The 25,985-nt window shown below is 46.3% G+C and carries 33 protein-coding genes; all 33 read right to left on the bottom strand.

The window, feature by feature from the left end; translation table 11 throughout:
* Positions 1-22 precede the first annotated feature (22 nt).
* Positions 23-646, bottom strand: a complete 624-nt coding sequence (gene rpsD / locus ICW03_RS00430; RefSeq protein WP_011901924.1) for a 30S ribosomal protein S4 — start codon at positions 644-646, stop codon at positions 23-25.
* A gap of 118 nt (positions 647-764) precedes the next feature.
* Positions 765-1,172 carry a 30S ribosomal protein S11 gene (rpsK, locus tag ICW03_RS00425; protein ID WP_015420254.1) on the bottom strand — a complete coding sequence of 136 codons (408 nt, stop codon included), beginning with the start codon at positions 1,170-1,172 and terminating at the stop codon, positions 765-767.
* Between the two features lie 18 nt (positions 1,173-1,190).
* Positions 1,191-1,556, bottom strand: a complete 366-nt coding sequence (rpsM, locus tag ICW03_RS00420; protein ID WP_015420253.1) for a 30S ribosomal protein S13 — start codon at positions 1,554-1,556, stop codon at positions 1,191-1,193.
* A 24-nt stretch (positions 1,557-1,580) separates the two neighbouring features.
* Positions 1,581-1,697 carry a 50S ribosomal protein L36 gene (rpmJ, locus tag ICW03_RS00415; protein WP_012357167.1) on the bottom strand — a complete coding sequence of 39 codons (117 nt, stop codon included), beginning with the start codon at positions 1,695-1,697 and terminating at the stop codon, positions 1,581-1,583.
* A 34-nt stretch (positions 1,698-1,731) separates the two neighbouring features.
* Positions 1,732-1,950: a translation initiation factor IF-1 gene (gene infA, locus ICW03_RS00410; protein ID WP_068320132.1), complete on the bottom strand. Its 219-nt coding sequence runs from the start codon at positions 1,948-1,950 to the stop codon at positions 1,732-1,734.
* Positions 1,951-1,954: 4 nt separating this feature from the next.
* Positions 1,955-3,292, bottom strand: coding sequence for a preprotein translocase subunit SecY (gene secY, locus ICW03_RS00405; RefSeq protein ID WP_215348187.1), 1,338 nt, complete (start codon positions 3,290-3,292; stop codon positions 1,955-1,957).
* A gap of 17 nt (positions 3,293-3,309) precedes the next feature.
* Positions 3,310-3,750 (bottom strand): 50S ribosomal protein L15, encoded by a 441-nt coding sequence (gene rplO / locus ICW03_RS00400; RefSeq protein ID WP_068320126.1) that lies wholly within the window; start codon positions 3,748-3,750, stop codon positions 3,310-3,312.
* A gap of 27 nt (positions 3,751-3,777) precedes the next feature.
* A complete protein-coding gene (gene rpmD / locus ICW03_RS00395) occupies positions 3,778-3,966 on the bottom strand; it encodes a 50S ribosomal protein L30 (protein WP_015420249.1) in 189 nt (62 codons plus the stop codon).
* Between the two features lie 24 nt (positions 3,967-3,990).
* Positions 3,991-4,509 carry a 30S ribosomal protein S5 gene (rpsE, locus tag ICW03_RS00390; RefSeq protein WP_011901917.1) on the bottom strand — a complete coding sequence of 173 codons (519 nt, stop codon included), beginning with the start codon at positions 4,507-4,509 and terminating at the stop codon, positions 3,991-3,993.
* 18 nt (positions 4,510-4,527) lie between these two features.
* On the bottom strand, positions 4,528-4,881 hold the full coding sequence (gene rplR / locus ICW03_RS00385) for a 50S ribosomal protein L18 (RefSeq protein ID WP_068320124.1): 354 nt from the start codon (positions 4,879-4,881) through the stop codon (positions 4,528-4,530).
* 13 nt (positions 4,882-4,894) lie between these two features.
* Positions 4,895-5,428 (bottom strand): 50S ribosomal protein L6, encoded by a 534-nt coding sequence (gene rplF, locus ICW03_RS00380; RefSeq protein WP_012357160.1) that lies wholly within the window; start codon positions 5,426-5,428, stop codon positions 4,895-4,897.
* A 10-nt stretch (positions 5,429-5,438) separates the two neighbouring features.
* Entirely contained in the window at positions 5,439-5,834 is a 396-nt protein-coding gene (rpsH, locus tag ICW03_RS00375; protein ID WP_011901914.1) for a 30S ribosomal protein S8, read from the bottom strand.
* Positions 5,835-5,858: 24 nt separating this feature from the next.
* Positions 5,859-6,164: a 30S ribosomal protein S14 gene (gene rpsN / locus ICW03_RS00370; protein ID WP_011901913.1), complete on the bottom strand. Its 306-nt coding sequence runs from the start codon at positions 6,162-6,164 to the stop codon at positions 5,859-5,861.
* Positions 6,165-6,173: 9 nt separating this feature from the next.
* Positions 6,174-6,716, bottom strand: a complete 543-nt coding sequence (gene rplE, locus ICW03_RS00365) for a 50S ribosomal protein L5 (protein WP_046329383.1) — start codon at positions 6,714-6,716, stop codon at positions 6,174-6,176.
* Positions 6,717-6,732: 16 nt separating this feature from the next.
* Entirely contained in the window at positions 6,733-7,041 is a 309-nt protein-coding gene (gene rplX / locus ICW03_RS00360; protein ID WP_015420242.1) for a 50S ribosomal protein L24, read from the bottom strand.
* Positions 7,042-7,050: 9 nt separating this feature from the next.
* Positions 7,051-7,419, bottom strand: coding sequence for a 50S ribosomal protein L14 (gene rplN, locus ICW03_RS00355; protein WP_015420241.1), 369 nt, complete (start codon positions 7,417-7,419; stop codon positions 7,051-7,053).
* A gap of 183 nt (positions 7,420-7,602) precedes the next feature.
* Positions 7,603-7,872 carry a 30S ribosomal protein S17 gene (gene rpsQ, locus ICW03_RS00350; RefSeq protein WP_011901909.1) on the bottom strand — a complete coding sequence of 90 codons (270 nt, stop codon included), beginning with the start codon at positions 7,870-7,872 and terminating at the stop codon, positions 7,603-7,605.
* Between the two features lie 12 nt (positions 7,873-7,884).
* Positions 7,885-8,079, bottom strand: coding sequence for a 50S ribosomal protein L29 (gene rpmC, locus ICW03_RS00345; RefSeq protein WP_068320118.1), 195 nt, complete (start codon positions 8,077-8,079; stop codon positions 7,885-7,887).
* A gap of 14 nt (positions 8,080-8,093) precedes the next feature.
* A complete protein-coding gene (rplP, locus tag ICW03_RS00340; protein ID WP_011901907.1) occupies positions 8,094-8,507 on the bottom strand; it encodes a 50S ribosomal protein L16 in 414 nt (137 codons plus the stop codon).
* A 2-nt stretch (positions 8,508-8,509) separates the two neighbouring features.
* A complete protein-coding gene (gene rpsC / locus ICW03_RS00335) occupies positions 8,510-9,337 on the bottom strand; it encodes a 30S ribosomal protein S3 (RefSeq protein ID WP_215348186.1) in 828 nt (275 codons plus the stop codon).
* Positions 9,338-9,345: 8 nt separating this feature from the next.
* Positions 9,346-9,678 (bottom strand): 50S ribosomal protein L22, encoded by a 333-nt coding sequence (rplV, locus tag ICW03_RS00330; protein WP_198929325.1) that lies wholly within the window; start codon positions 9,676-9,678, stop codon positions 9,346-9,348.
* A 7-nt stretch (positions 9,679-9,685) separates the two neighbouring features.
* On the bottom strand, positions 9,686-9,964 hold the full coding sequence (rpsS, locus tag ICW03_RS00325; RefSeq protein WP_011901904.1) for a 30S ribosomal protein S19: 279 nt from the start codon (positions 9,962-9,964) through the stop codon (positions 9,686-9,688).
* A 19-nt stretch (positions 9,965-9,983) separates the two neighbouring features.
* Entirely contained in the window at positions 9,984-10,814 is an 831-nt protein-coding gene (gene rplB, locus ICW03_RS00320) for a 50S ribosomal protein L2 (protein ID WP_215348185.1), read from the bottom strand.
* A 2-nt stretch (positions 10,815-10,816) separates the two neighbouring features.
* Positions 10,817-11,131, bottom strand: coding sequence for a 50S ribosomal protein L23 (gene rplW / locus ICW03_RS00315; RefSeq protein ID WP_068947693.1), 315 nt, complete (start codon positions 11,129-11,131; stop codon positions 10,817-10,819).
* Positions 11,128-11,748 carry a 50S ribosomal protein L4 gene (gene rplD / locus ICW03_RS00310; RefSeq protein WP_011901901.1) on the bottom strand — a complete coding sequence of 207 codons (621 nt, stop codon included), beginning with the start codon at positions 11,746-11,748 and terminating at the stop codon, positions 11,128-11,130. The genes rplW and rplD overlap by 4 nt, the downstream gene beginning before the upstream one ends.
* An 11-nt stretch (positions 11,749-11,759) precedes the next feature.
* Positions 11,760-12,416: a 50S ribosomal protein L3 gene (gene rplC, locus ICW03_RS00305; RefSeq protein ID WP_215350055.1), complete on the bottom strand. Its 657-nt coding sequence runs from the start codon at positions 12,414-12,416 to the stop codon at positions 11,760-11,762.
* A gap of 197 nt (positions 12,417-12,613) precedes the next feature.
* Positions 12,614-12,925: a 30S ribosomal protein S10 gene (gene rpsJ, locus ICW03_RS00300; RefSeq protein ID WP_011901899.1), complete on the bottom strand. Its 312-nt coding sequence runs from the start codon at positions 12,923-12,925 to the stop codon at positions 12,614-12,616.
* A gap of 116 nt (positions 12,926-13,041) precedes the next feature.
* Entirely contained in the window at positions 13,042-14,232 is a 1,191-nt protein-coding gene (gene tuf / locus ICW03_RS00295; RefSeq protein WP_215348176.1) for an elongation factor Tu, read from the bottom strand.
* A 50-nt stretch (positions 14,233-14,282) separates the two neighbouring features.
* Positions 14,283-16,385 carry an elongation factor G gene (fusA, locus tag ICW03_RS00290; RefSeq protein ID WP_215348184.1) on the bottom strand — a complete coding sequence of 701 codons (2,103 nt, stop codon included), beginning with the start codon at positions 16,383-16,385 and terminating at the stop codon, positions 14,283-14,285.
* A 27-nt stretch (positions 16,386-16,412) separates the two neighbouring features.
* Positions 16,413-16,883 (bottom strand): 30S ribosomal protein S7, encoded by a 471-nt coding sequence (rpsG, locus tag ICW03_RS00285; protein ID WP_068320103.1) that lies wholly within the window; start codon positions 16,881-16,883, stop codon positions 16,413-16,415.
* 162 nt (positions 16,884-17,045) lie between these two features.
* Positions 17,046-17,426: a 30S ribosomal protein S12 gene (rpsL, locus tag ICW03_RS00280; protein ID WP_011901896.1), complete on the bottom strand. Its 381-nt coding sequence runs from the start codon at positions 17,424-17,426 to the stop codon at positions 17,046-17,048.
* Positions 17,427-17,603: 177 nt separating this feature from the next.
* Positions 17,604-21,866 carry a DNA-directed RNA polymerase subunit beta' gene (gene rpoC / locus ICW03_RS00275; RefSeq protein WP_215348183.1) on the bottom strand — a complete coding sequence of 1,421 codons (4,263 nt, stop codon included), beginning with the start codon at positions 21,864-21,866 and terminating at the stop codon, positions 17,604-17,606.
* Position 21,867: 1 nt separating this feature from the next.
* Positions 21,868-25,968 (bottom strand): DNA-directed RNA polymerase subunit beta, encoded by a 4,101-nt coding sequence (rpoB, locus tag ICW03_RS00270; RefSeq protein WP_215348182.1) that lies wholly within the window; start codon positions 25,966-25,968, stop codon positions 21,868-21,870.
* Between the last annotated feature and the right edge of the window lie 17 nt (positions 25,969-25,985).

The following is a 25,985-nucleotide window of genomic DNA, read 5'->3' as shown; positions in this document are numbered from 1 at the left end:
TTTTTTCCTTGAGAGTGCCTAATTAGCGTGAATACAATTCGACGATCAAACTTTCATTAATTTCACCGCTAATATCTTCGCGGTCAGGCACTTGCTTAAATGTTCCCTCGAGTTTGGCTGCGTCAACTGAAACCCAAGTAACAGCTGCCATTTGTCCAACCAAATTGAGTGATTCCGTAATACGCGCTTGCTTCTTCGCTTTTTCACGAATCGCAACTACATCACCAGGCTTAACCTGAATAGATGGAATATTTACAGGGCTACCATTGAGCAAAATTGCGCAATGAGAAACCAACTGACGTGCCTCAGCGCGTGTTGAACCAAAGCCCATGCGATAAACCACGTTGTCTAAACGTGACTCAAGCAACTGGAGCAATGTTTCACCAGTATTGCCCTTACGACGCTCAGCTTCAGCGAAGTAACGACGGAATTGACGCTCTAATACGCCATAGATACGCTTAACCTTTTGCTTTTCACGCAATTGATTACCGTAATCAGATGTTCTTGAGCCAGATGTACGGCCATGTTGACCAGGCTTAGTATCTAACTTGCACTTGTCTGACAGGGCGCGACGTGCGCTCTTTAAAAATAAGTCGGTACCTTCCCGACGTGCTAATTTGGCCTTAGGCCCTAAGTAACGTGCCACGATGCTTTCCTTTCTTTGCCGCAGTCTTGCGACCGGCGGTGAGTTCGCCCTTTAAATCAGGCGAACAGTGGGCTTTAATAAAAAACTACTGAAACTGTTGTACTGCCAACTTCCAAGCTTAGATACGACGGCGCTTTGGAGGACGGCAACCATTATGTGGAACTGGAGTTACGTCTTGAATCTCAGTGATCTTGATACCCAATGAGTTCAATGCACGAACTGCTGATTCACGACCTGGGCCTGGGCCTTTGATCTGAACTTCCAAGTTCTTGATACCGCATTCAATGGCTGTCTTACCAGCAACTTCTGCAGCTACCTGAGCAGCAAAAGGTGTTGATTTACGTGAGCCTTTGAAACCCTGGCCGCCAGAAGTTGCCCATGAAAGCGCATTTCCTTGACGATCAGTGATCGTAATGATGGTGTTGTTAAAAGAAGCATGAACGTGTGCAATACCGTCAGCAACGTTCTTTTTAACCTTCTTACGAGCGCGCTGTGAAGCGGCGGAAGCGGATTGTTGTTTTGCCATGTCAATAAACTTTCTTGATTATTTCTTCAGTTGCACGCCAGACTTACGTGGGCCCTTACGGGTACGCGCATTAGTCTTCGTACGTTGACCACGTACAGGCAAGCCCTTACGATGACGAACGCCACGGTAGCAACCTAAGTCCATCAAACGCTTGATGCTCATAGTTACTTCACGACGAAGATCACCTTCAGTAATGAATTTACCTACTTCATCACGCAACTTTTCCAAGTCACCGTCAGTAAGGTCTTTAACTTTTTTGTCGATTGCAACACCTGTGGTTTCACAAATTTTGCGTGCACGAGTTGTGCCAATGCCAAAAATTGCTGTTAAACCGATAACAGTATGTTGATGATTTGGGATGTTTACCCCAGCGATACGTGCCATGAGATTTCCTCTTAATTAACCAGATCAGCCTTGACGCTGCTTATGACGTGCGTCTGAAGAACAGATCACGCGCACAACGCGTTTGCGCTTAATGATCTTGCAATTTCTGCAAATACACTTAACGGATGCTAAAACTTTCATAACTCACCTCTTAAAAATAGGTACTACTTAATCTTTACTTCGCACGGAAAATGATTCTGGCGCGCGTTAGGTCGTAAGGAGTCATCTCCACCGTCACCTTATCTCCCGGCAAAATACGGATGTAGTGCATCCGCATCTTTCCAGAAATGTGCCCTAGAACCACATGTCCGTTTTCCAGCTTCACGCGAAACATCGCGTTCGGCAAATTCTCTACAACTTCTCCCGCCATCTGAATTACATCGTCTTTAGACATTCAGTTAAGCGCCCATCTTAAAGTTGGCTTTTTTCATCAAAGAGCCGTACTGCTGTTGCATGACAAATGACTGAACTTGAGCCATGAAATCCATTGCAACAACAACAATAATCAACAATGAAGTACCGCCGAAATAAAACGGCACGTTGTACTTCAAGACCAAGAATTCTGGCAACAAGCAAACCAAAACCATATAAATTGCACCGGCTAGAGTCAAACGCACCAAGATCTTATCGATGTAACGCGCTGTTTGATCGCCTGGACGAATACCTGGAACAAATGCACCACTCTTCTTTAAGTTCTCAGCTGTATCACGGCTGTTAAATACCAATGCGGTATAGAAGAAGCAGAAGAAGATAATCGCAGCTGCATACAAAATCGTGTACACAGGTTGTCCTGGTGCCAAAGTGGCCGCTAAGTCTTTAATAATTCTGCTGAACATATTGGTTGGCTCGCCTGAAGTAAACCAGCCAGCAATCGTTGCAGGGAACAAAATAATAGAAGAAGCAAAAATTGGAGGAATAACGCCCGCCATATTCAACTTCAATGGGAAGTAAGAAGATTGGCCACCATAGATCTTGTTGCCAACTTGACGCTTAGCGTAGTTAACCAAGATACGACGCTGACCACGCTCTACAAACACCACAAAATACGTCACTGCCACGCAAATCACAACGATGAGCAATGCAGAAATAATATTCATTGAGCCGGTACGAACTAACTCTAATAAGCTTGCCAATGCATTCGGCAGACCAGAAACAATGCCGCCGAAAATAATGATGGAAATACCGTTACCAAGACCGCGCTCAGTAATTTGCTCGCCAAGCCACATCAAGAACATCGTGCCAGTAACCAAAGTTACTACAGTATTCAATTCAAACATCAAACCTGGGTTGATAACCAAACCTGGTTGAGCCTGCAAGGCAACAGAAATACCCAATGCCTGGAATGTTGCCAAGAGTACAGTGCCGTAGCGGGTGTACTGAGTAATCTTACGTTGACCAGCTTGACCTTCTTTCTTCAAAGCTTCTAAAGAAGGTACAACGATGGTCATTAATTGCATGATGATCGATGCAGAAATGTACGGCATGATTCCCAAAGCAAATACGGTAAAGCGAGATAAAGCACCGCCTGAGAACAAGTTAAACATTCCCAAGATGCCGTCTTTTTGGCCAGAGAACAACTGTGCCAATTGGTCAGGGTCAATTCCAGGAACTGGAATATGAGCACCCAAACGGAACACGAGCAAAGCCAACACCAGGAAGACTAAGCGTTGGCGTAATTCGCCAAACTTGCCACCTGATGCTGCGGTGCTTGCGTTATTGGTAGGTGCTAATGCCATATCTACTAAAAGACCTATTAAGCCAATTCAACCAATTTGCCGCCAGCTGCTTCAATAGCTGCTTTAGCGCCGGCAGTAGCTGTAATGCCCTTGAGGGTTACAGCAATCTTGAGTTCGCCAGTCTTGATAACCTTAACTGCATTAATCTGCTCACCAGCAAAGCCATGAGCCTTCAATACCAAGAGGTCCACTTCTGGCAAGTTGATTTTTGCTAAATCATTCAAAGTAATTTGACCAACGTGACGACGTGTCAAAGACACGAAACCGCGCTTTGGCAAACGACGATACATAGGCATCTGTCCGCCTTCAAATCCAACCTTGTGGAAACCACCAGAACGGGATTTTTGACCTTTGTGACCACGGCCAGCAGTTTTACCAAGACCAGAACCAATGCCGCGACCAACGCGACGACGGTTTTTCTTAGAGCCTTCTGCAGGTTTAATTGTGTTGAGTTGCATATTCTTCGCCTATTTACTTGCTAGTTATTAGCCAATGACTTTAACTAGATAAGAAACTTTATTAATCATGCCGCGAACAGCTGGAGTGTCTTCCAATTCAGAAACTGAATTGATGCGACCAAGGCCTAAGCCACGTACAGTTGCACGATGGCTTTCGCGTGTACCGATCAAGCTGCGTACTAATTGCAGTTTGACTTTGGAGTTAGATGTTGTCATTTATAGATTCCTAATCTTTTGGTCTTAGCCGAGAATCTCTTCAACTGACTTACCGCGCTTAGCAGCAATCTCAGCAGGAGTACTCATCTTGCTCAAACCATCAATGGTTGCACGAACCAAGTTGTATGGGTTTGTAGAGCCAAGTGACTTAGCAACCACGTTAGTTACACCCATTACGTCGAAAATCGCGCGCATTGGGCCGCCAGCAATAATTCCAGTACCGTCTTTAGCTGGAGAAATCAAAACGCGTGACGCGCCGTGTTGACCAGTAACGGTGTGTTGCAAAGTACCTTTACGCAAAGTAACTTTGATCATCTTGCGACGTGCTTCGTCCATTGCTTTTTGAACTGCAACTGGAACTTCTTTTGATTTGCCTTTACCCATGCCGATGCGGCCATCGCCATCGCCAACTACAGTGAGTGCAGCGAAGCCGAGAATACGACCACCCTTAACCACTTTAGTTACACGATTAACAGCGATCATCTTCTCGCGAAGACCATCATCACGCTCTTCGTTTTGCATCTTAGTTTGCATTTTTGCCATGTTTTTTCCTAAACCCTATTAGAACTTCAGGCCGGCTTCACGCGCAGCTTCAGCTAAGGCCTTAATACGGCCGTGGTAACGATGACCGGAACGATCAAACGCAACATCAACAACGCCTGCCTTAACAGCACGCTCAGCAACTAACTTGCCGATTTGTTTAGCCGCTTCAGCGTTGCCGCCGTTTTTGATCGCTTGGCGCAAATCTTTTTCCATTGTTGAAGCAGCTGCTACAACTTTGGTTCCGCATGGGCTATAAACCTGAGCAGAAATATGTGAATTGCTACGGATAACTGTTAAGCGATTTGCCAATGCTTCGGCAATGCGAATACGAGTCTGCCTAGCACGTCTTTGTCTGGATTCGTCTTTATTCATTTTCTAATCTCGCTTACTTCTTCTTAGTTTCTTTCAGGTGCACAACCTCATCCACGTAGCGAACGCCTTTGCCTTTGTATGGCTCTGGTGAACGGTATGCGCGAACTTCAGCTGCGACCTGGCCAACTTGCTGCTTGTTGGAACCTTTGATAATGATTTCAGTTTGCGATGGAGTCTCAGCTTTTACACCCTTTGGTAGGTTGTAAATAATGTCGTGTGAGAAACCCAACTGCAATTTCAATGTTTCGCCTTGAGCAGCAGCACGGTAACCAACGCCTACCAAGCTGAGCTTGCGCTCAAAGCCAGTAGTTACGCCAACAACCATGTTGTTAACCAAAGCACGTGCAGTACCTGACTGAGCACCAGCCTCTGGTGAGTCGTTATTTAAAACAACTGTCAATACGCCATCTTCTTGTTTCAAACCAACAGAAGGATGCAAGTTGTGTGTCAAAGTGCCCAATGGACCTTTAACCGTAATATTTGCACCGTTGATGCTGATCTCAGCGCCCTTAGGAACTGTAATGGGTGATTTACCTACGCGGGACATATTTCGCTCCTTAAGCTACGTAGCAAATAACTTCGCCGCCCACGCCTGTTGCACGTGCTTTACGGTCTGTCATTACGCCTTGAGGGGTTGAAATAATTGCAATGCCCAAGCCATTCATTACTTCTGGAATGTCATGACGGCCTTTATAGATACGCAGACTTGGTGTGGATACACGGTCAATACGCTCAATAACAGGACGGCCTGCATAGTATTTGAGATCAATGTGTAGCACTGGCTTGGCTGCTTCACCTTTGATTTCGAAACTTTCGATATAGCCTTCATCTTGCAAAACTTTTGCGATGGCTACTTTTACTTTTGACGACGGCATCAAGACTACGGGTTTCTGCACTGCTTGCGCATTGCGGATCCTTGTCAACATGTCGGCGATTGGATCGCTGATACTCATGAGTTCTCCTAATTCTTTCGCCGCTTACCAGCTGGCCTTGGTTAAACCGGGGATTTCGCCACGGAAGGCGATTTCACGAATCTTGCTACGAGCCAAACCGAATTTACGGAATGTGCCACGTGGGCGACCGGTTAATGAACAACGATTTCTTTGACGAATCGGGCTTGCGTTACGTGGAAGTGCCTGTAGCTTCAAGCGAGCTTCATAGCGCTCTTCATCGCTGCGTGATTGATCAGCAATGATCGCTTTTAGTTCGGCACGCTTAACAGCGTACTTCTCTACAGTTTTTGCGCGCTTATTCTCGCGCTCAATCAGGGATAGTTTTGCCACGTTAGCCTCTTAATTGCGGAAAGGGAATTTGAATGCTGCCAACAAAGCTTTTGCTTCTTCGTCGGTTTTAGCAGTCGTCGTAATACTGATGTTGAGACCACGGAGGGCATCAATTTTGTCGTATTCGATTTCAGGGAAAATGATCTGTTCTTTAACGCCGATGTTGTAGTTACCACGACCATCAAACGCTTTGCCAGAAATACCACGGAAGTCACGTACGCGTGGCAATGCAACAGTAACGAAACGATCCAAGAATTCGTACATGCGTGCGCCACGCAATGTCACCATGGCACCGATTGGGTAGCCTTGACGAATCTTGAAACCTGCAATCGCTTTTTTAGCTTTAGTTACAACTGGCTTTTGGCCTGCAACTTTAGTTAAATCGCCAACTGCATTTTCGATAATTTTCTTGTCGTTCACTGCATCGCCTAAGCCCATGTTCAGGGTTACCTTAGTGATACGTGGAACTTCCATTACAGACTTGTAGCCAAACTTGGCGATCAAATCTGCAACTACTTTAGCTTGATAGTGTTCTTGAAAACGTGTGCTCATAATTTCTCCGTGCCCCTTATGCGCTTAAAGTTGCGCCAGTGGTTTTGAGGAAACGCTGCTTTTTACCGTCAACGAGTTTGATACCAACACGTGATGGTTTGCCGTTACCGTCAACCAAAGCCACATTAGAAATGTGAACAGGCATCGTCTTGTCAATCATGCCGCCAGTAACGCCGGCTGCTGGATTAGGCTTAACGCTCTTTTTATAAATGTTTACGCCTTCGATAACTAATTTGTTCTCGAGAACGGCTGTAACAGTTCCTTGCTTGCCCTTATCGCGGCCAGTCAATAGAACTACTGAATCACCTTTACGAATCTTTTTCATATCAGCCTCTTAAATAACTTCGGGGGCGAGAGAAACGATCTTCATGAACTTTTCAGTACGCAATTCACGCGTCACTGGTCCAAAGATACGTGTGCCAATTGGCTCTAACTTAGCGTTGAGCAATACCGCAGCGTTGCCATCAAACTTAATCAATGAACCATCTGGACGGCGAACACCCTTAGCAGTTCTCACTACTACGGCGTTATAAATGTCACCTTTTTTTACACGGCCACGTGGAGCAGCGGACTTTACAGTCACTTTAATGACATCACCGATACTGGCGTAACGACGCTTAGAGCCGCCCAATACCTTGATGCACAACACTTCACTGGCGCCTGTGTTATCGGCAACCTGTAATCTACTTTCGGTTTGTATCATTTCTAATCCCCAACTTATTGGCCAAAGGCAAACAGTCTTGGTTCCGTCTATGGGCTTTAACGAAAGCTAAAACCCGGAATTAATGAAAAACACTGCTTCTCCAATAAAACCAGAGAAGCCTTCTATTCTACTACGTAAAACAGGGATTTGGGAAGAAACTTCGCCAAAATCCCTAATATTTCTTTAAATACCCTTTGAAGCTTCAACTAAACGGGTCACAACCCAAGATTTAGTGCGTGAAATTGGCTTAGATTCAGCAATTTCAACGGTATCACCCATCTTGTATGTGCCAGCTTCGTCATGAGCGTGGTACTTTTTGGACTGGCCAACGTACTTACCAATCACTGGATGCTTAACTTGACGCTCAACCAACACCGTCACAGTTTTTTGCATTTTGTCACTAACAACGCGTCCCACGAGGGTGCGGCGCAAGGGTTTAGATAACTCTGTCATATCCCTTTTTCCTTATTTCTGTGCAGTCTTTTGGGCGATAAAAGTCTTCACGCGAGCGATGTCGCGCTTATTTTTACCCAATTGGCTGGTATTTGTGAGTTGCTGAGTGCCTTTTTGCATACGGAGCTTAAAACCGGTCTTAAGCAACTCGGTTAACTCTGCATTTAAAGCGTTCAGATCTTTTGAAGCTAATTCTGTATTTTTCATAATCTCTATCCCGATCAACCTAAGTGGCGAATCACGAAAGTGGTCTGTAAAGGCAACTTAGCAGCAGCAAGCTTGAAAGCTTCGCGCGCCAATTGCTCATCAACACCGTCCATCTCGTAGAGCACTTTGCCTGGTTGAATTTCAGCTACGTAGTACTCTGGATTACCTTTGCCGTTACCCATACGTACTTCAGCAGGTTTTTGTGAAATTGGCTTATCTGGGAAAATGCGAATCCAAATACGGCCACCACGTTTAATGTGACGAGTCATTGCACGACGTGCTGACTCAATTTGACGAGCAGTCAAACGACCGCGGCCAACGGCCTTCAATCCAAAGTCACCAAAGGCTACAGAACTACCGCGTGTTGCCACGCCAGTGTTACGGCCTTTTTGTTCCTTACGATACTTGCGACGCTTTGGTTGTAGCATGCTTACTCTCCTGACTTCTGCGTATCTGCGGCTGGTGTTTCAACCTTACGCACACGCTTTACTGCTGGTTTAGCAGCAACTAATGGCTTGTCTGTGCCAGCAGCTGGTTTACGAGCAGCTGTCTTGCTTGGAGCACGACGAGTTTTCTTTTCTTCGGCAGCTGGTTCAGCAGATGGAGCAGCAACTTGAGCTTCTGCACCACGACCCAATGTGTCGCCTTTATATACCCAAACTTTTACACCGATGATGCCGTATGTAGTTTCAGCTTCGGAAGTTGCGTAATCGATATCCGCCTTCAATGTATGAAGTGGAACACGGCCTTCACGATACCATTCGCGACGAGCAATCTCAGCACCATTCAAACGACCAGATGACATGATCTTGATACCTTGTGCGCCAAGACGCATTGCGCTTTGCATTGCACGCTTCATTGCACGACGGAACATGATACGTTTTTCGAGCTGCTGAGTAATAGAGTCAGCGATCAATTGCGCATCAACTTCAGGCTTACGAATTTCTTCGATATTCACGTGAACTGGAACGCCCATACGCTTTTGTAATTCGCGACGGAGAACTTCAATGTCTTCGCCTTTTTTACCGATCACAACGCCTGGACGTGAGCTGTAGATAGTGATACGTGCGTTCTTTGCAGGACGCTCAATGACCACTTTACTTACGGATGCATTCTTCAATTTCTTCTTCAAATAGCTACGGACATCAACGTCCTCTTTCAGCATCTTTGCGAAGTCAGTATTGTTTGCATACCAACGTGATGTCCAATTCTTCGTTACCGCGAGTCGGAATCCGGTTGGGTTTATCTTTTGTCCCATATCTTTCCTTAGTTACTCAAGGTCACGCTAATGTGACAAGTTTGTTTTTCAATTTGATTGCCACGACCCTTAGCGCGTGCGGTAAAGCGCTTCAATGAAGTGCCTTTATCAACAATAATTGCTGAAACTTTGAGCTCGTCAATGTCAGCACCTTTATTGTGTTCAGCGTTGGCCACTGCGGACTCAACAACTTTCTTCACAATGAAGGCAGCTTTCTTGGGGCTGAAGTTCAAAATGTTTAATGCGCGAGCAATCGGCAAACCACGAATTTGGTCAGCGACCAAACGAGTCTTTTGCGCAGAAATGCGGGCACCCTTGTGAATAGCTTTAACTTCCATCATCATCCCCTTACTTCTTCGTTACTTTCTTGTCAGCAGCGTGACCTTTGAAAGTACGGGTCAAGGCAAATTCGCCTAACTTATGACCCACCATGTTTTCTGATACATATACCGGAACGTGTTGACGACCGTTATGTACAGCAATCGTCAGACCAATGAAGTCTGGGAGGATTGTTGAACGGCGTGACCAAGTTTTGATCGGCTTCTTGTCTTTGTTGGCTTGTGCAACTTCAACTTTTTTTACTAAGCTGGCGTCGCAGAATGGGCCTTTTTTAGCTGAACGTGTCATATCTATTTATCCTTATCGCTTAACGTTTTTGACGACGTTGAACGATCATCGAAGTTGTACGCTTATTGCGACGTGTGCGATAACCTTTGGTTGGAGTGCCCCATGGAGATACAGGTACGCGGCCTTCGCCAGTTCTACCTTCACCACCACCGTGTGGGTGATCTACTGGGTTCATTGCCACACCGCGAACGGTTGGGCGAATACCACGCCAGCGATTTGCACCTGCTTTACCAATTTGACGCAAGCTGTGCTCTTCATTACCAACTTCACCAATAGTGGCGCGGCACTCAATCAGAACACGGCGAACTTCACCGGAGCGCAAACGCACTTGAGCGTATACGCCTTCACGAGCTAACAATACTGCTGAACCACCGGCTGAACGCGCAACTTGTGCACCTTTGCCTGGCATGATTTCTACACAGTGAATAGTGCTACCAACTGGAATATTGCGAATCGGCAAATTGTTACCAGACTTGATTGGAGCTTCAGAGCCACTCATCAACGCCTGACCAACAGTCATGCCTTTTGCAGCCAGAATATAGCGACGCTCACCATCAGCAAACACGATCAATGCAATATTTGCACTGCGGTTTGGATCGTATTCCAAGCGTTCAACTTTTGCTGGGATGCCATCTTTGTCGTTGCGTTTGAAGTCAACAACACGATAGTGATGCTTATGACCACCACCTTTATGACGGGTAGTGATGTGACCGTTATTGTTACGGCCAGCTTTTTGAAACTGTGGCTCTAACAATGGTGCAAAAGGCTTGCCTTTATGGAGGTCAGGATTGACCACCTTGACCATTGAGCGACGACCTGGTGAGGTCGGTTTTGTTTTCATCAAAGGCATGATTAATTCGCCTCCGCTTCAAAGTTGATTTCTTGACCTGGCTTCAAATTCACGTAGGCCTTCTTAGTGTGGTCACGACGACCTTCAAAACGGCCATAGCGCTTAGGCTTACCTTTTTGATTCACGATTTGAACTGAGTCAACTTGCACTTTGAAGAGCAATTCAACTGCTTGTTTTACATCGCTCTTGTTTGCGTCGCGAGCTACTTGGAAAACTACTTGTTCGTTTTTCTCTGCAACCATAGTAGCTTTTTCAGAGATAACCGGTCCAAGCAGAACCTTCATTAGGTTGTGATCGTTTTTACGGACTTGGCTCATTTCAGCAACTCCTCAATTTTTGCGATCGCAGCTTTGCTTACCAATACTTTTTTGTATTGAACCAAAGCTAATGGATCAGCGTGCTGTGGCTCACATACAGCAACTTTATGCAAGTTGCGTGATGCCAAGTACAAATTCTCGCTAACCTGATCAACAATAATCAAGACTGAATCCAAGCCCATTGCTTTAACTTTGTCAGCTAAAACCTTAGTCTTTGGAGCGTCAAGACTGAATTGATCAACAACATTCAAACGACCTTCGCGTGCTAACTGAGACAAAATTGATCTCATACCAGCGCGGTACATTTTCTTGTTTACTTTTTGGCTGAAATTCTCTTCTGGAGAATTCGGGAATATACGACCACCTCCACGCCACAGCGGGGAAGAGCTCATACCAGCACGTGCACGACCAGTACCTTTTTGACGCCAAGGTTTCTTAGTTGTGTGCTTAACTTGCTCACGGTCTTTTTGTGCACGGTTACCGCTACGTGCATTTGCTTGGTAAGCCACTACAACTTGGTGTACCAACGCTTCGTTATATTCACGCTCGAATACTTCTGGTGAAGCTTGTACGCCCGCACCTAAAGTACCGTTGTCCTGGAGAAGCTTAAGTTCCATATTCGCTCTCCTTATTTCTTCTTCAACGGTGTTTTAACCGCTGGAGTAACAATAACTTTACCGCCTGGGGCACCTGGAATAGCGCCTTTAACCATGATGAGATTACGTTCTGCATCAATGCGTGCGATGACTAAATTTTGAACTGTACGTGTAACGTCACCCAAGTGACCGGTCATACGCTTACCAGGGAAAACACGACCTGGATCTTGCGCCATACCGATTGAGCCTGGTACGTTATGTGAACGTGAGTTACCGTGGGATGCGCGACCAGAAGCGAAGTGATAACGCTTGATGGTACCTGCGTAACCCTTACCGATTGTTACGCCTTGCACATCCACTTTTTGACCAGCAGTAAAAGCAGTTTCAGCAGGAATTACTTGCCCTGGTGTCATTTCTGCAATTTTTGCTGCGTCTAATGGGAATTCGTTGAGACCGTTACCAGCCATCACACCCGCTTTAGCGAAGTGACCAGCCATTGCTTTGGTAACGCGAGTAGCTCTACGTGTGCCATGTGCTAACTGGATAGCATCATAGCCATCAGTTGCCTGGGTCTTGATTTGAGCGACTCTGTTGTCGCTCACGTCGATTACGGTGACAGGAATTGCTTCCCCTTCGTCCGTAAATAGACGGGTCATGCCGACCTTGCGGCCGATTAAGCCTAAGCTCATATTCATGCTCCACGCCGACTTCGATTGGTCGGCAAAATTAATTTAAGTGATTTACAAGTAAAAGTACTTCTAAATCAATAACTTACAACGTTTTTAATGCTGATAAAACTAAGATTTTCGCTCAAATAATTGAGCGAAGCCTTAGATTCTATCCCGAAAACCCAGTCTTGACAAGCAAAAAGACTGGAAATAACAAATTACTGCAACTTAATTTCGACGTCCACACCTGCTGGGAGGTCTAATTTCATCAAAGCATCTACAGTTTTCTCTGTAGGATCAACGATATCCATCAAACGGAGATGGGTACGGATCTCTAACTGATCACGGGATGTCTTGTTCACGTGTGGTGAACGCAAGATATCAAAGCGCTCGATACGAGTTGGCAAAGGTACTGGACCCTTAACAACTGCACCAGTACGTTTAGCTGTATCAACGATTTCAGCTGCAGACTGGTCGATCAAACGGTAATCAAATGCTTTAAGGCGAATACGAATTTTTTGGTTTTGCATATTAATTCCAAAGAGCGTTGTGGTGCTGCCACGTTATACATCTAAAGAGCACGGTGACATCAGCAGCACTGATGTCACCGGTTAGCAAACCGCTAAATATTTATTACTAGTAAAACTTAAGCCAAAATCTTTGCAACCACGCCGGCGCCAACAGTACGGCCACCTTCACGGATCGCAAAACGTAAACCTTCTTCCATCGCGATAGGAGCGATGAGTTTTACGGTAATCGTGACGTTATCACCAGGCATTACCATTTCTTTGTCTTTTGGCAACTCGATTGAACCAGTTACGTCCGTAGTACGGAAGTAGAACTGTGGACGATAGTTGTTAAAGAATGGAGTATGACGACCACCTTCGTCTTTACCCAAGATGTAAACCTCGGCTGTAAAGTGAGTATGTGGAGTGATTGAACCTGGCTTAGCCAATACTTGGCCGCGCTCAACTTCTTCACGTTTTGTACCGCGTAACAAGATACCAACGTTATCGCCTGCTTGACCTTGGTCGAGCAATTTGCGGAACATTTCAACACCAGTACAAGTGGTCTTGAGTGTTGGTTTGATACCGATAATTTCAATCTCTTCGCCAACTTTAACGATACCGCGCTCGATACGGCCTGTAACAACAGTACCGCGACCGGAGATAGAGAACACGTCTTCTACTGGCATCAAGAACGCGCCGTCAACAGCACGCTCTGGAGTTGGGATGTATGAGTCAAGTGCTTCAGCCAATTTCATGATGGCTTCTTTACCCAATTTGCCTTCGTCGCCTTCAAGAGCTAACTTAGCAGAACCTTGGATGATTGGTGTGTCATCGCCAGGGAAGTTGTACTTAGATAAAAGCTCACGAACTTCCATTTCAACGAGTTCTAACAATTCAGCGTCATCAACCATGTCGCACTTGTTCAAGAACACCACGATGTAAGGAACGCCAACTTGGCGTGCCAAGAGGATGTGCTCACGAGTTTGTGGCATTGGGCCGTCAGCAGCAGAGCAAACCAAAATTGCGCCGTCCATCTGAGCAGCACCAGTAATCATGTTCTTAACGTAGTCAGCATGTCCTGGGCAATCAACGTGAGCGTAGTGACGATTTGCAGTCTCATACTCAACGTGCGCAGTATTAATCGTAATACCACGTGCTTTTTCTTCTGGAGCAGCATCGATCTGATCGTATGCTTTAGCTTCGCCACCGAATGCTTTAGAAAGCACGGTTGCGATTGCTGCTGTCAATGTGGTTTTACCGTGGTCAACGTGACCGATGGTGCCTACGTTTACGTGCGGTTTTGTCCGCTCGAATTTTTCTTTTGCCATTTTTGTCTGCCTTCTTTAGCTAGTCAATATTCAAAATTAGTGTGGATAAATTACTTCGCTTTAGCAGCCATAACTGCTTCAGCAACGTTCTTAGGTGCTTCGGAATAATGCTTAAATTCCATGGTGTAGGTAGCGCGACCTTGGGTCAACGAGCGCAAGCCAGTTGAGTAACCAAACATCTCCGCCAACGGCACTTCAGCGCGAACGATCTTACCGCCGCCTGGAATGTCATCCATACCTTGCAAAATACCGCGACGGGATGAGAGATCACCCATTACGTTACCCATGAAATCTTCTGGTGTTTCTACTTCAACAGCCATCATCGGCTCAAGCAACACAGGAGCTGCTTTACGCATTCCATCCTTGAACGCCATAGAGCCCGCCATCTTAAATGCGTTTTCATTGGAGTCAACGTCATGGTATGAACCGAAGAACAATGTTGCTTTGATATCTACAACTGGATAGCCAGCCAAAATACCGGAGTTCAATGTTTCGATGATGCCTTTTTCTACTGCAGGAATGTATTCACGTGGAACAACACCGCCCTTAATAGCGTCAACGAATTCAAAACCTTTGCCTGGGGCTTGTGGCTCTAACTTCAAGACCACATGACCGTATTGACCACGACCACCAGACTGCTTAACGAATTTACCTTCGATCTCTTCGCAAACCTTACGAATCGTTTCACGGTATGCAACTTGTGGCTTACCAACAGTTGCTTCAACACCGAATTCACGCTTCATACGGTCAACCAAAATTTCCAAGTGGAGCTCGCCCATACCGGAAATAATTGTTTGACCTGATTCTTCATCAGTTTTTACACGGAAAGAAGGATCTTCTTGTGCCAAACGATTCAAAGCAAGACCCATTTTTTCTTGGTCAGCTTTTGTCTTTGGCTCAACAGCCTGAGAGATCACTGGCTCTGGGAATACCATGCGCTCCAAAATAACGATGCTATCTGGATCACACAATGTTTCGCCTGTAGTTGCGTCTTTCAGACCAACCGCAGCTGCGATATCGCCAGCGAATACTTCTTTAATTTCTTCACGTTCGTTTGCGTGCATCTGCAACAAACGACCAACACGTTCTTTCTTACCCTTAATTGGGTTGTAGATGGTGTCGCCAGATTTCATTACGCCTGAGTAAACACGGAAGAAGATGAGCTGGCCTACGAATGGGTCAGTCATGATCTTAAATGCCAATGCTGAGAACTTAGCGCTGTCAGACGCTTCACGTGTTGTAGGTGTTCCATCTTCCAATTCACATGGAACTGGTGGAACGTCCAATGGTGAAGGCAACAATTCAACTACAGCATCCAACATCGCCTGAACGCCTTTGTTTTTGAAAGCGGTTCCGCACAACATTGGAACAATTTCATTGGCAATAGTACGTTGACGCAATGCTGCTTTGATTTCTTCTTCGGTCAAGCCTTCGCCGCCGAGATACTTTTCCATCAATTCTTCTGAGCTCTCTGCAGCAGCTTCGAGCATCTTCTCGCGCCACTCTTCAGCAGAAGCTTGCAATTCAGCAGGAATATCTTCGTAAGTAAACTTAGTACCTTGTGAAGCCTCATCCCAATAGATGGCCTTCATCTTTACCAAATCCACAACGCCTTTGAAGTTTTCTTCAGCGCCGATAGGAATTTGGATCAAGATTGGATTCGCTTTAAGGCGAGTTCTCATTTGGTCGTAGACCTTGAAGAAGTTCGCACCAGTACGGTCCATCTTGTTTACGAATGCTAAACGTGGAACTTGATACTTGTTAGCTTGACGCCAAACAGTTTCAGATTGTGGCTGTACACCACCTACCGCACAGTAAACCATGCAAGCGCCGTCCAATACACGCATTGAACGCTCAACCTCAATAGTGAAGTCTACGTGTCCTGGGGTATCAATAATATTGATACGGTGCTCTGGGAAATTACCAGCCATGCCCTTCCAGAATGTTGTAGTAGCAGCAGAAGTAATCGTGATGCCACGCTCTTGCTCTTGCTCCATCCAGTCCATGGTTGCAGCGCCGTCATGAACTTCACCGATCTTGTGGTTAACACCGGTGTAGAACAAAACGCGTTCTGTAGTTGTTGTCTTACCTGCGTCAATATGTGCAGAAATACCGATATTGCGGTATTTGTCGATAGGGGTTTTACGTGCCACTGTTGGTGCCTTTTCTTTACTATTTGATTAGAAGCGGAAATGTGAGAAAGCTTTGTTAGCTTCTGCCATACGGTGAACTTCTTCACGCTTCTTCATTGCGCCGCCACGACCTTCAGCAGCTTCTAATAATTCGTTGGCTAAACGTTGAGCCATAGATTTTTCGCCACGCTTCTTAGCGGCTTCACGCAACCATCGCATTGCCAAAGCAGAACGACGTGATGGACGAACTTCAACAGGAACTTGATAGTTAGCACCGCCAACACGACGGCTCTTCACCTCAACCATTGGCTTAACGTTACCCATGGCTGTTGAAAAAATTTCGAGTGGTTCTTTATTTGCTTTTTTCTCGATGTGATCAAAGGCACCATAAACGATACGCTCTGCAACCGATTTCTTGCCGTCCAACATAAGGACGTTCATGAATTTAGCTACTTCTACATTACCGAATTTTGGATCCGGCAAAATTTCCCGTTTGGGAACTTCACGACGACGTGGCATAACTACTCCTTCAGTTCAGTTAGGGGTGTTCACATGAATCACCCGCTCCGGCTGTCCTACTATCCAAGAAAATTCTTAGACGGAACAGCCACTTACTTGTCTTTTAAGTCTGACAAACAATGACTTACTGCAAAAAAACTAGAACTGCTTAATTACAAAAAATTAAGCAGCTTTCTTAGCGCGCTTAGCACCGTACTTGGAACGTGATTGCTTACGGTCTTTAACACCTTGCAAGTCAAGTGAGCCACGAACGATGTGGTAACGAACACCTGGCAAATCCTTTACACGACCACCACGAATCAACACAACTGAGTGTTCCTGGAGGTTATGGCCTTCACCACCAATGTATGAAATAACTTCAAAACCATTGGTTAAGCGAACTTTGGCTACTTTACGAAGCGCAGAGTTAGGCTTTTTAGGAGTAGTGGTGTACACACGTGTACAAACACCACGGCGCTGCGGACTGTTTTCCAGTGCAGGGCTCTTGCTTTTAACGATAAGCCTGGATCTTGGCTTGCGTATTAATTGATTAATTGTTGGCATAAAATAGCTCGGTTAGTACTTCTTTGTTGCTTTCTTCAAGAAAATCAATGACTTAGAGAATTTCTAGGTCAAAAAGACCCTCTTCTGAATCAGTAGAACTCAGCATTCTAGCTTGGCCAGCCTTTTCCGTCAACCAAATGGGGAAAAAACTGGCCATTTCTGGCCAGAATTACCAAATTAGCTTGGATCAGCCTCTCCAGTAGGAGCAACGACTTCAGCCTCAATTTCTACAGGCATATTGGCCATTGCTTCCTCTTCGGCGGCAATCATTTGAGCGCGATCACGCTCGAATTGCTCTCTGACCTTGCGTGCACGGCGATAAGACAAGCCGGTACCAGCAGGGATCAGACGACCAATAATGACGTTTTCCTTGAGGCCACGGAGTGTATCGGTCTTGCCCATAATTGCGGCTTCGGTCAATACACGGGTGGTTTCTTGGAAAGAAGCCGCTGAAATGAAGCTGTCGGTCGACAAGGATGCCTTAGTAATGCCTAGCAACACGTTATCGAACTGAGCTGGGTGCTTACCTTGGGCGATCACTGCATCGTTAGCGTCATACAACTTAGAACGCTCAACTTGCTCACCAGTAATGAATGATGTGTCGCCTGGATCAGTTACCTGAACACGACGCAACATCTGACGCACGATCACTTCAATGTGCTTGTCATTGATCTTCACGCCCTGGAGACGGTAAACGTCTTGAACTTCGTCAACGATGTAGATTGCCAACTCTTCGATACCTTTGAGAGTCAAGATGTCGTGTGGATCAGCAGGGCCTTCCACAATCATCTCGCCCTTGTTCACAACTTGACCGTCATGAACGAGAACCTGCTTCTCTTTAGGAATCAAGAACTCATTGGCTTCACCGTCCATATCGGTAATCACCAAACGTTGTTTACCTTTGGTTTCTTTACCGAATGAAACTGTTCCAGTAACTTTCGCCAATACTGCTGCATCTTTTGGTGAACGTGCTTCGAACAATTCTGCAACGCGTGGCAAACCACCGGTAATGTCGCGAGTCTTCTGTGATTCGATTGGAATACGTGCCAATACTTCACCGACTTCAACTTTCTGACCATCTTTAACAGTAATCAACGCGCCCACTTGGAGGCCAATGTTTACTGGATGATCGGTACCGGCGATCATGACTTCATTACCCTTTTCATCAACCAAGTTGATCATTGGGCGAACGCCTTTGCTTGCTGCTGAACGACGCTTACCGTCAATAACCACCAGAGTGGAAAGGCCAGTAACTTCGTCAACTTGCTTAGCAACAGTTACACCTTCTTCGACGTTGTCGAAGCGAGCGATACCAGCGTACTCAGAAATAATCGGACGTGTTAATGGATCCCAGGTTGCCAAGCTTGCGCCAGCCTTCACTGCTGCATCTTCTTTCAACAAGAGAGTTGCACCGTAAGGAACTTTATGACGCTCGCGCTCGCGACCATTCTCATCAACGATCAAGGCTTCGCCAGAACGTGAAATCACGACCTGCTCACCCTTCGCGTTCTTCACAACACGCATCGTGCCGGAGAACTTCAATGCACCATTTGATTTGGCTTCAATATTGCTTGCAACTAAGGCACGTGACGCTGCACCACCGATGTGGAAGGTACGCATAGTCAACTGTGTACCTGGCTCACCGATTGACTGAGCAGCGATAACACCAACTGCCTCACCAACGTTCACCAAACCACCGCGACCTAGATCACGTCCGTAGCACTTAGCGCACAAGCCAAAGCGAGTTAAGCAAGACAATACTGTGCGAACTTTAACTTCGTCGATGCCCAATGCAACGATTTGATCAACATGATCTTCATCGAGCAATGTGTCGTTAGGAACAATCACTTCTTGTGTGTCAGGGTGAACGATGTCACCGATACATACACGACCCAAAATACGATCACGCAATGCTTCGATAATCTCGCCGCCTTCAACAAGCGCCTTCATTGTTACGCCAGTAGTCGCGCCGCAATCCTCTTCGATCACCACGAGATCTTGAGTAACGTCGCACAAACGACGTGTCAAGTAACCAGAGTTCGCTGTCTTCAATGCTGTATCAGCCAGACCTTTACGAGCACCGTGGGTTGAAATGAAGTACTGCAACACGTTCAAGCCTTCACGGAAGTTCGCAGTAATTGGGGTCTCAATGATGGAGCCATCAGGCTTAGCCATCAAACCACGCATACCAGCTAACTGACGAATCTGCGCCGCAGATCCACGTGCACCAGAATCCGCCATCATGTAGATGGAGTTAAAGGATTCTTGACGCACAGTCTTGCCGTTGCGGTCGAGTACGTCAACGTGTGACAACTCGTCCATCATCGCCTTACCAACTTGGTCGCCTGCGGCACCCCAAATATCAACCACGTTGTTATAACGCTCTTGATTGGTTACGAGGCCAGACATGAACTGCTTGTCATACTCCTTTACCTTGGCAGAAGCTTCAGTAATGATGCGCTCTTTAGATGTTGGGATCAACATATCGTCAATCGCAACAGAGATACCAGCATTGGTAGCTAAACGGAAACCAGACTGCAAGAGACGGTCAGCAAAAATGACTGTTTCACGCAAACCGCACTTACGGAATGATGTGTTGATCAAACGTGAGATTTCTTTTTTCTTCAAAGGCTTGTTGATTTCCTCAAAAGACATGCCTTTAGGCAAAATCTCAGACAAGATTGCACGGCCAACTGATGTTTGATAGATCTTGGTCTTCTCAGCAAAACGCGCATCGCCTTCTGCCTTCTTGTCCACGATCTCATACTCAGTAATACGCACAGCAACACGAGAAGCCAATTCAACTTGACCTGCTTCGTATGCGCGCACTACTTCAGTAATGTTGGCGAAAACCATGCCTTCGCCCTTACCGTTGATCTTGTCACGTGTAGCGTAGTACAGACCCAACACCACGTCCTGTGAAGGAACGATTGATGGCTCGCCGTTAGCTGGGAACAATACGTTGTTCGAAGCCAACATCAATGTACGTGCTTCCATTTGCGCTTCGAGCGACAAAGGAACGTGAACCGCCATTTGGTCACCGTCAAAGTCGGCGTTAAATGCCGCGCAGACTAATGGATGCAATTGGATTGCTTTACCTTCAATCAGCATTGGCTCGAAAGCCTGAATACCGAGACGATGCAATGTAGGAGCACGGTTCAACATGATTGGATGTTCACGAATCACTTCTTCGAGAATGTCCCAAACGATTGGAGTCTGACTTTCAACTTCTTTCTTCGCAGCCTTAATAGTGGTTGCAATTCCTAAAGTCTCAAGCTTGTTGAAAATGAATGGCTTGAATAATTCCAAAGCCATCAATTTTGGTAAGCCGCACTGATGCAATTTCAATGTAGGGCCAACCACGATGACTGAACGACCAGAGTAGTCAACACGTTTACCCAACAAGTTTTGACGGAAACGACCACTCTTACCTTTAATCATCTCAGCCAAGGACTTGAGAGGACGCTTGTTAGCGCCAGTCATAGCCTTACCGCGACGACCGTTGTCGAGCAATGAATCAACCGCTTCTTGCAACATACGTTTTTCGTTGCGAACGATGATCTCTGGTGCGCGCAACTCTAACAAACGCTTGAGACGGTTGTTACGGTTAATAACGCGACGATAGAGATCGTTCAAATCAGAGGTAGCAAAGCGACCGCCATCCAACGGCACCAATGGGCGCAATTCAGGTGGCAATACTGGCAATACTTCCATGATCATCCAGTCAGGCTTAATACCTGAAGTCTGGAACGCCTCGAGCACTTTTAAGCGCTTAGCGTATTTCTTGATCTTGGCATCGCTACCAGTAGCCTTTAAGTCAGCACGAATAGTCTCAACTTCACGATCGATATCAATCGAACGCAAGAGATCACGAATACCTTCCGCGCCCATGATGGCAGTAAACGCACCGTCACCATATTCTTCGGTCTTAGCAATGTATTCGTCTTCAGACATGATCTGGCCGCGCTTCATTGCGCCTTCAGGAGTCATGCCAGGATCAACGACTACATATGCTTCAAAGTAAAGAACGCGCTCGATATCGCGTAATGTCATATCGAGAACCATACCCAAACGGGATGGCAGGGACTTCAAGAACCAGATGTGCGCTACAGGGGCTGCCAACTCAATGTGGCCCATGCGCTCACGACGTACCTTAGCGAGAGTAACTTCAACACCACACTTCTCACAGATAACGCCACGGAACTTTAAGCGCTTGTACTTGCCGCATAAGCACTCGTAGTCTTTGGTTGGTCCAAAAATCTTGGCGCAGAACAAACCATCACGCTCGGGCTTAAAAGTCCGGTAGTTGATGGTTTCTGGTTTGCGTACTTCACCAAAAGACCATGAGCGAATTTTCTCAGGAGATGCGAGACCAATTTTGATGACATCAAACTGCTCTTCGCCCTGCGTTTGCTTAAATAAATCGAGCAATGCTTTCATATCAGTTGCGCTCCATGTCAATGTCAATACCCAACGAACGGATTTCTTTTACCAGCACGTTGAAGGATTCGGGCATGCCAGCATCAATCGTGTGCTCGCCCTTGACGATGTTTTCGTAAACCTTGGTACGGCCTGCGACGTCATCGGACTTCACTGTCAGCATTTCCTGCAAGACATATGAAGCACCGTATGCTTCGAGGGCCCAGACTTCCATCTCACCAAAGCGCTGACCACCGAACTGAGCTTTACCGCCCAATGGCTGTTGCGTTACTAAAGAGTAAGGTCCGGTTGAACGAGCATGCATCTTGTCATCAACCAAATGGTGGAGCTTCAAGACGTGCATTACGCCAACAGTTACTGGACGCTCAAACTGATCGCCAGTACGGCCGTCGCACAAAATCATTTGCTGACGTGAAGGAGTCATCTTCAAAGAAGTAGCTACTTCTTCTGGATAAGCCAACTCAAGCATGCGTCCGATTTCAGCTTCTGTGGCACCGTCAAAAACTGGGGTTGCAAATGGCAGGCCTTGGCGAAGATTCTCAGCCAATACTGTGATTTGCTCGTCAGTGAAGTTATCGATGTCTTCAATACGGCCTGTTTCGTTGTAAAGCTGCTTGAGGAACTTACGTAACTCAGCTTGTTTAGCTTGTTGACGAACCATCTCGTCGATACGCTTACCAATACCTTGAGCCGCCCAACCTAAGTGGGTTTCCAAGATCTGGCCAACGTTCATACGGGAAGGAACACCCAATGGATTCAAGACGATGTCAACAGGGCGTCCGTCAGCCATAAATGGCATGTCTTCTGCTGGAGCGATTTTAGAAACCACACCCTTGTTACCGTGACGACCGGCCATCTTGTCACCAGGCTGCAAGCGACGCTTAACAGCCAAGTACACCTTAACCATCTTCGTTACGCCGGGTTGCAAATCATCGCCCTGGGTAAGCTTGGTGCGCTTCTCTTCGAAGGCTTCATCAAACTGTTTACGCTTCGCTTCGATAGAAGATTTAATTGCTTCAACTTGTGAGGCAACTTCATCATCTGCTGGACGAACATCAAACCAATGGTATTTATCTAAGCCAGCAAGGTATTCCTTGTCGATCTTAGTGCCTTTAGCTAATTTCTGAGGGCCACCATTGGCAGCCTTGCCAATCAACAGTTTTTCTAAACGCATGAAGGCATCGCCCTCAACAATACGCAACTGGTCGTTTAAGTCCAAACGATAGCGTTGTAATTCTTCTTGAATGATTGACTGTGCACGGGCATCGCGCTCAATACCTTCACGGGTGAAGACTTGAACATCGATAACAGTACCGATCATTCCTGATGGAACGCGCAAAGAAGTATCTTTTACGTCAGATGCTTTTTCACCGAAGATCGCACGGAGGAGCTTCTCTTCAGGAGTGAGAGTTGTCTCGCCCTTTGGAGTTACCTTACCAACCAATACGTCACCAGCTTCAACTTCAGCACCGATGTAGACAATACCGCTCTCATCCAAGCGGGAGAGTTGTGACTCAGCCAAGTTGGAGATATCGCGAGTAATTTCTTCTGAACCAAGCTTGGTATCACGCGCAACCACTGACAACTCTTCAATGTGAATAGATGTGTAGCGGTCGTCAGCAACAACTTTCTCAGAGATCAAGATTGAATCTTCGAAGTTGTAACCGTTCCACGGCATAAATGCCACAGTCATGTTTTGACCCAAAGCCAACTCGCCTAAATCGGTAGATGCTCCGTCAGCAACTACGTCGCCACGGGCTACACGATCGCCAACCTTCACGATTGGGCGTTGGTTGATGTTGGTGTTTTGGTTTGAACGGGTGTATTTGATGAGGTTATAAATATCCACACCAACTTCACCAGCTGCAGTTTCATCATCATTCACACGAATCACAACACGATTCGCATCAACGTAATCCACGATACCGCCGCGGTTAGCTAATACAACAGTACCAGAGTCAACCGCAACAATGCGCTCTAAACCGGTACCAACCAATGGCTTATCTGGACGCAAGCAAGGAACTGCTTGACGCTGCATGTTCGCACCCATCAACGCACGGTTCGCATCATCGTGCTCTAAGAATGGAACGAGTGAAGCAGCAGCAGAAACGATCTGGCTAGGAGCAACGTCGATGAAATCGATACGCTCTGGGCTAACCATCATAGTTTCGCCAGCTTGACGAGCTGAAACCAATTCGTCGGCCAACTTACCGCTCTTGTCAATTGTTGCGTTTGCCTGAGCAATCACATACTTCGCCTCTTCAATCGCAGAGAGGTAAACCACTTCATCGCTTACCTTGCTATTGGAAACCTTACGGTATGGAGTCTCAAGGAAACCATGCTCATTCAGGCGCGCAAACAATGCGAGCGAATTGATCAAACCAATGTTTGGTCCTTCTGGAGTTTCGATCGGGCAAACACGTCCGTAGTGGGTTGGATGCACGTCGCGCACTTCGAAACCTGCGCGCTCGCGTGTCAAACCACCAGGTCCCAATGCAGAAATACGACGCTTGTGCGTGATCTCTGAAAGTGGGTTGGTTTGGTCCATAAACTGGGACAACTGTGAAGAACCGAAGAACTCACGAATAGCAGAAGAGATTGGCTTGCTGTTAATCAAATCATGCGGCATGAGGTTTTCTGTTTCGGCTTGGCCGAGACGTTCTTTAACCGCACGCTCAACACGTGACAAACCAGCACGGAATTGGTTTTCTGCCAATTCGCCAACGCAACGTACACGACGATTACCTAAGTGATCGATATCGTCTACTTCGCCTTTGCCGTTACGCAAATCTACGAGGGACTTAATGGTGTCGAGAATATCTTCGTTTGACAGAACCATTGGACCTTCCATTTCTGGACGGTTCAAACGGCTGTTGACCTTCATACGGCCAACGCGTGACAAATCGTAGGTATCTTCGCTATAGAACAAGCGCTGGAACAAGGCTTCAACAGCATCTTCTGTTGGAGGCTCACCAGGACGCATCATGCGGTAGATGGCGATACGAGCAGCCATTTGATCCGCAGTTTCGTCAGTACGCAATGTCTGTGAAATGTATGCGCCAGAATCCAAATCATTGGTGTAGATGGTTTCTAATTGCTTGATACCTGCATCGCGCAATGTTGCCAACAACTCTTCAGTGATTTCATCATTAGCGTAAGCCAAGATTTCACCGGAGTCTGGATCAACAATATTGCGTGCAACTACACGACCAATTAAATAGTCATCTGGTACAGCGATTGTTTTTGTTTTAGCAGCTTCGAGTTCACGGATATGCTTTGCATTGATACGCTTGTCTTTTTGAATGACTACAACGCCATTCTTGTCGAGCACATCAAAGCTAGCCAACTGACCACGCAAACGCTCTGGCACAAATTCCATTGAGCCGCCATTAGCAGTCAATGAGAAATGGTCAAAGTTAAAGAAGTTCGCAAGAATCTGTTCGTTGTTTAAACCAATTGCTTTGAGCAAAATGGTGACAGGCATCTTACGACGACGGTCAACGCGGAAATAGAGAATATCTTTTGGATCAAACTCGAAATCGAGCCATGAACCACGGTAAGGAATGATGCGTGCTGAGAACAGCAACTTACCTGAGCTGTGTGTCTTGCCCTTATCGTGCTCAAAGAACACGCCTGGGGAACGGTGCAACTGAGAAACGATCACGCGCTCAGTACCATTGATCACAAAAGAGCCGTTTTCTGTCATGAGTGGAATTTCACCCATGTAGACTTCGCTCTCTTTTACCTCTTTAACCTTAGTAGGCGCTTCGCGATCATAAATAATCAAGCGAACTTTTGCGCGTAAGGCAGAGTGGTATGTGTAACCACGTTGTTGACATTCTTTAACGTCAAACGGTGGCTGTGATAACTGGTATGACACGTATTCCATACGTGCGTAGCCGTTGTTAGACACAATTGGGAACGCTGATGTAAAGGCAGCTTGAAGTCCCTCAGTAAGACGAGACATTGCCGGCTTATCAGCCTGTAAAAATTTAGCGTAGGATTCCAGCTGCGTTGCGATCAGGTACGGAACCTGGTGGTTGTTTACTCGCTTAGCAAAGCTTTTACGGACTCGCTTGCGTTCGGTGAAGCTATAGTTCATTTCATCTCCGAATTCAG

Source organism: Polynucleobacter sp. MWH-Aus1W21, from assembly GCF_018687275.1.
Lineage (GTDB): Bacteria > Pseudomonadota > Gammaproteobacteria > Burkholderiales > Burkholderiaceae > Polynucleobacter.
The sequence above is the reverse complement of the archived record's forward strand: the minus strand, read 5'-3'. Positions and strand labels throughout refer to the sequence as shown.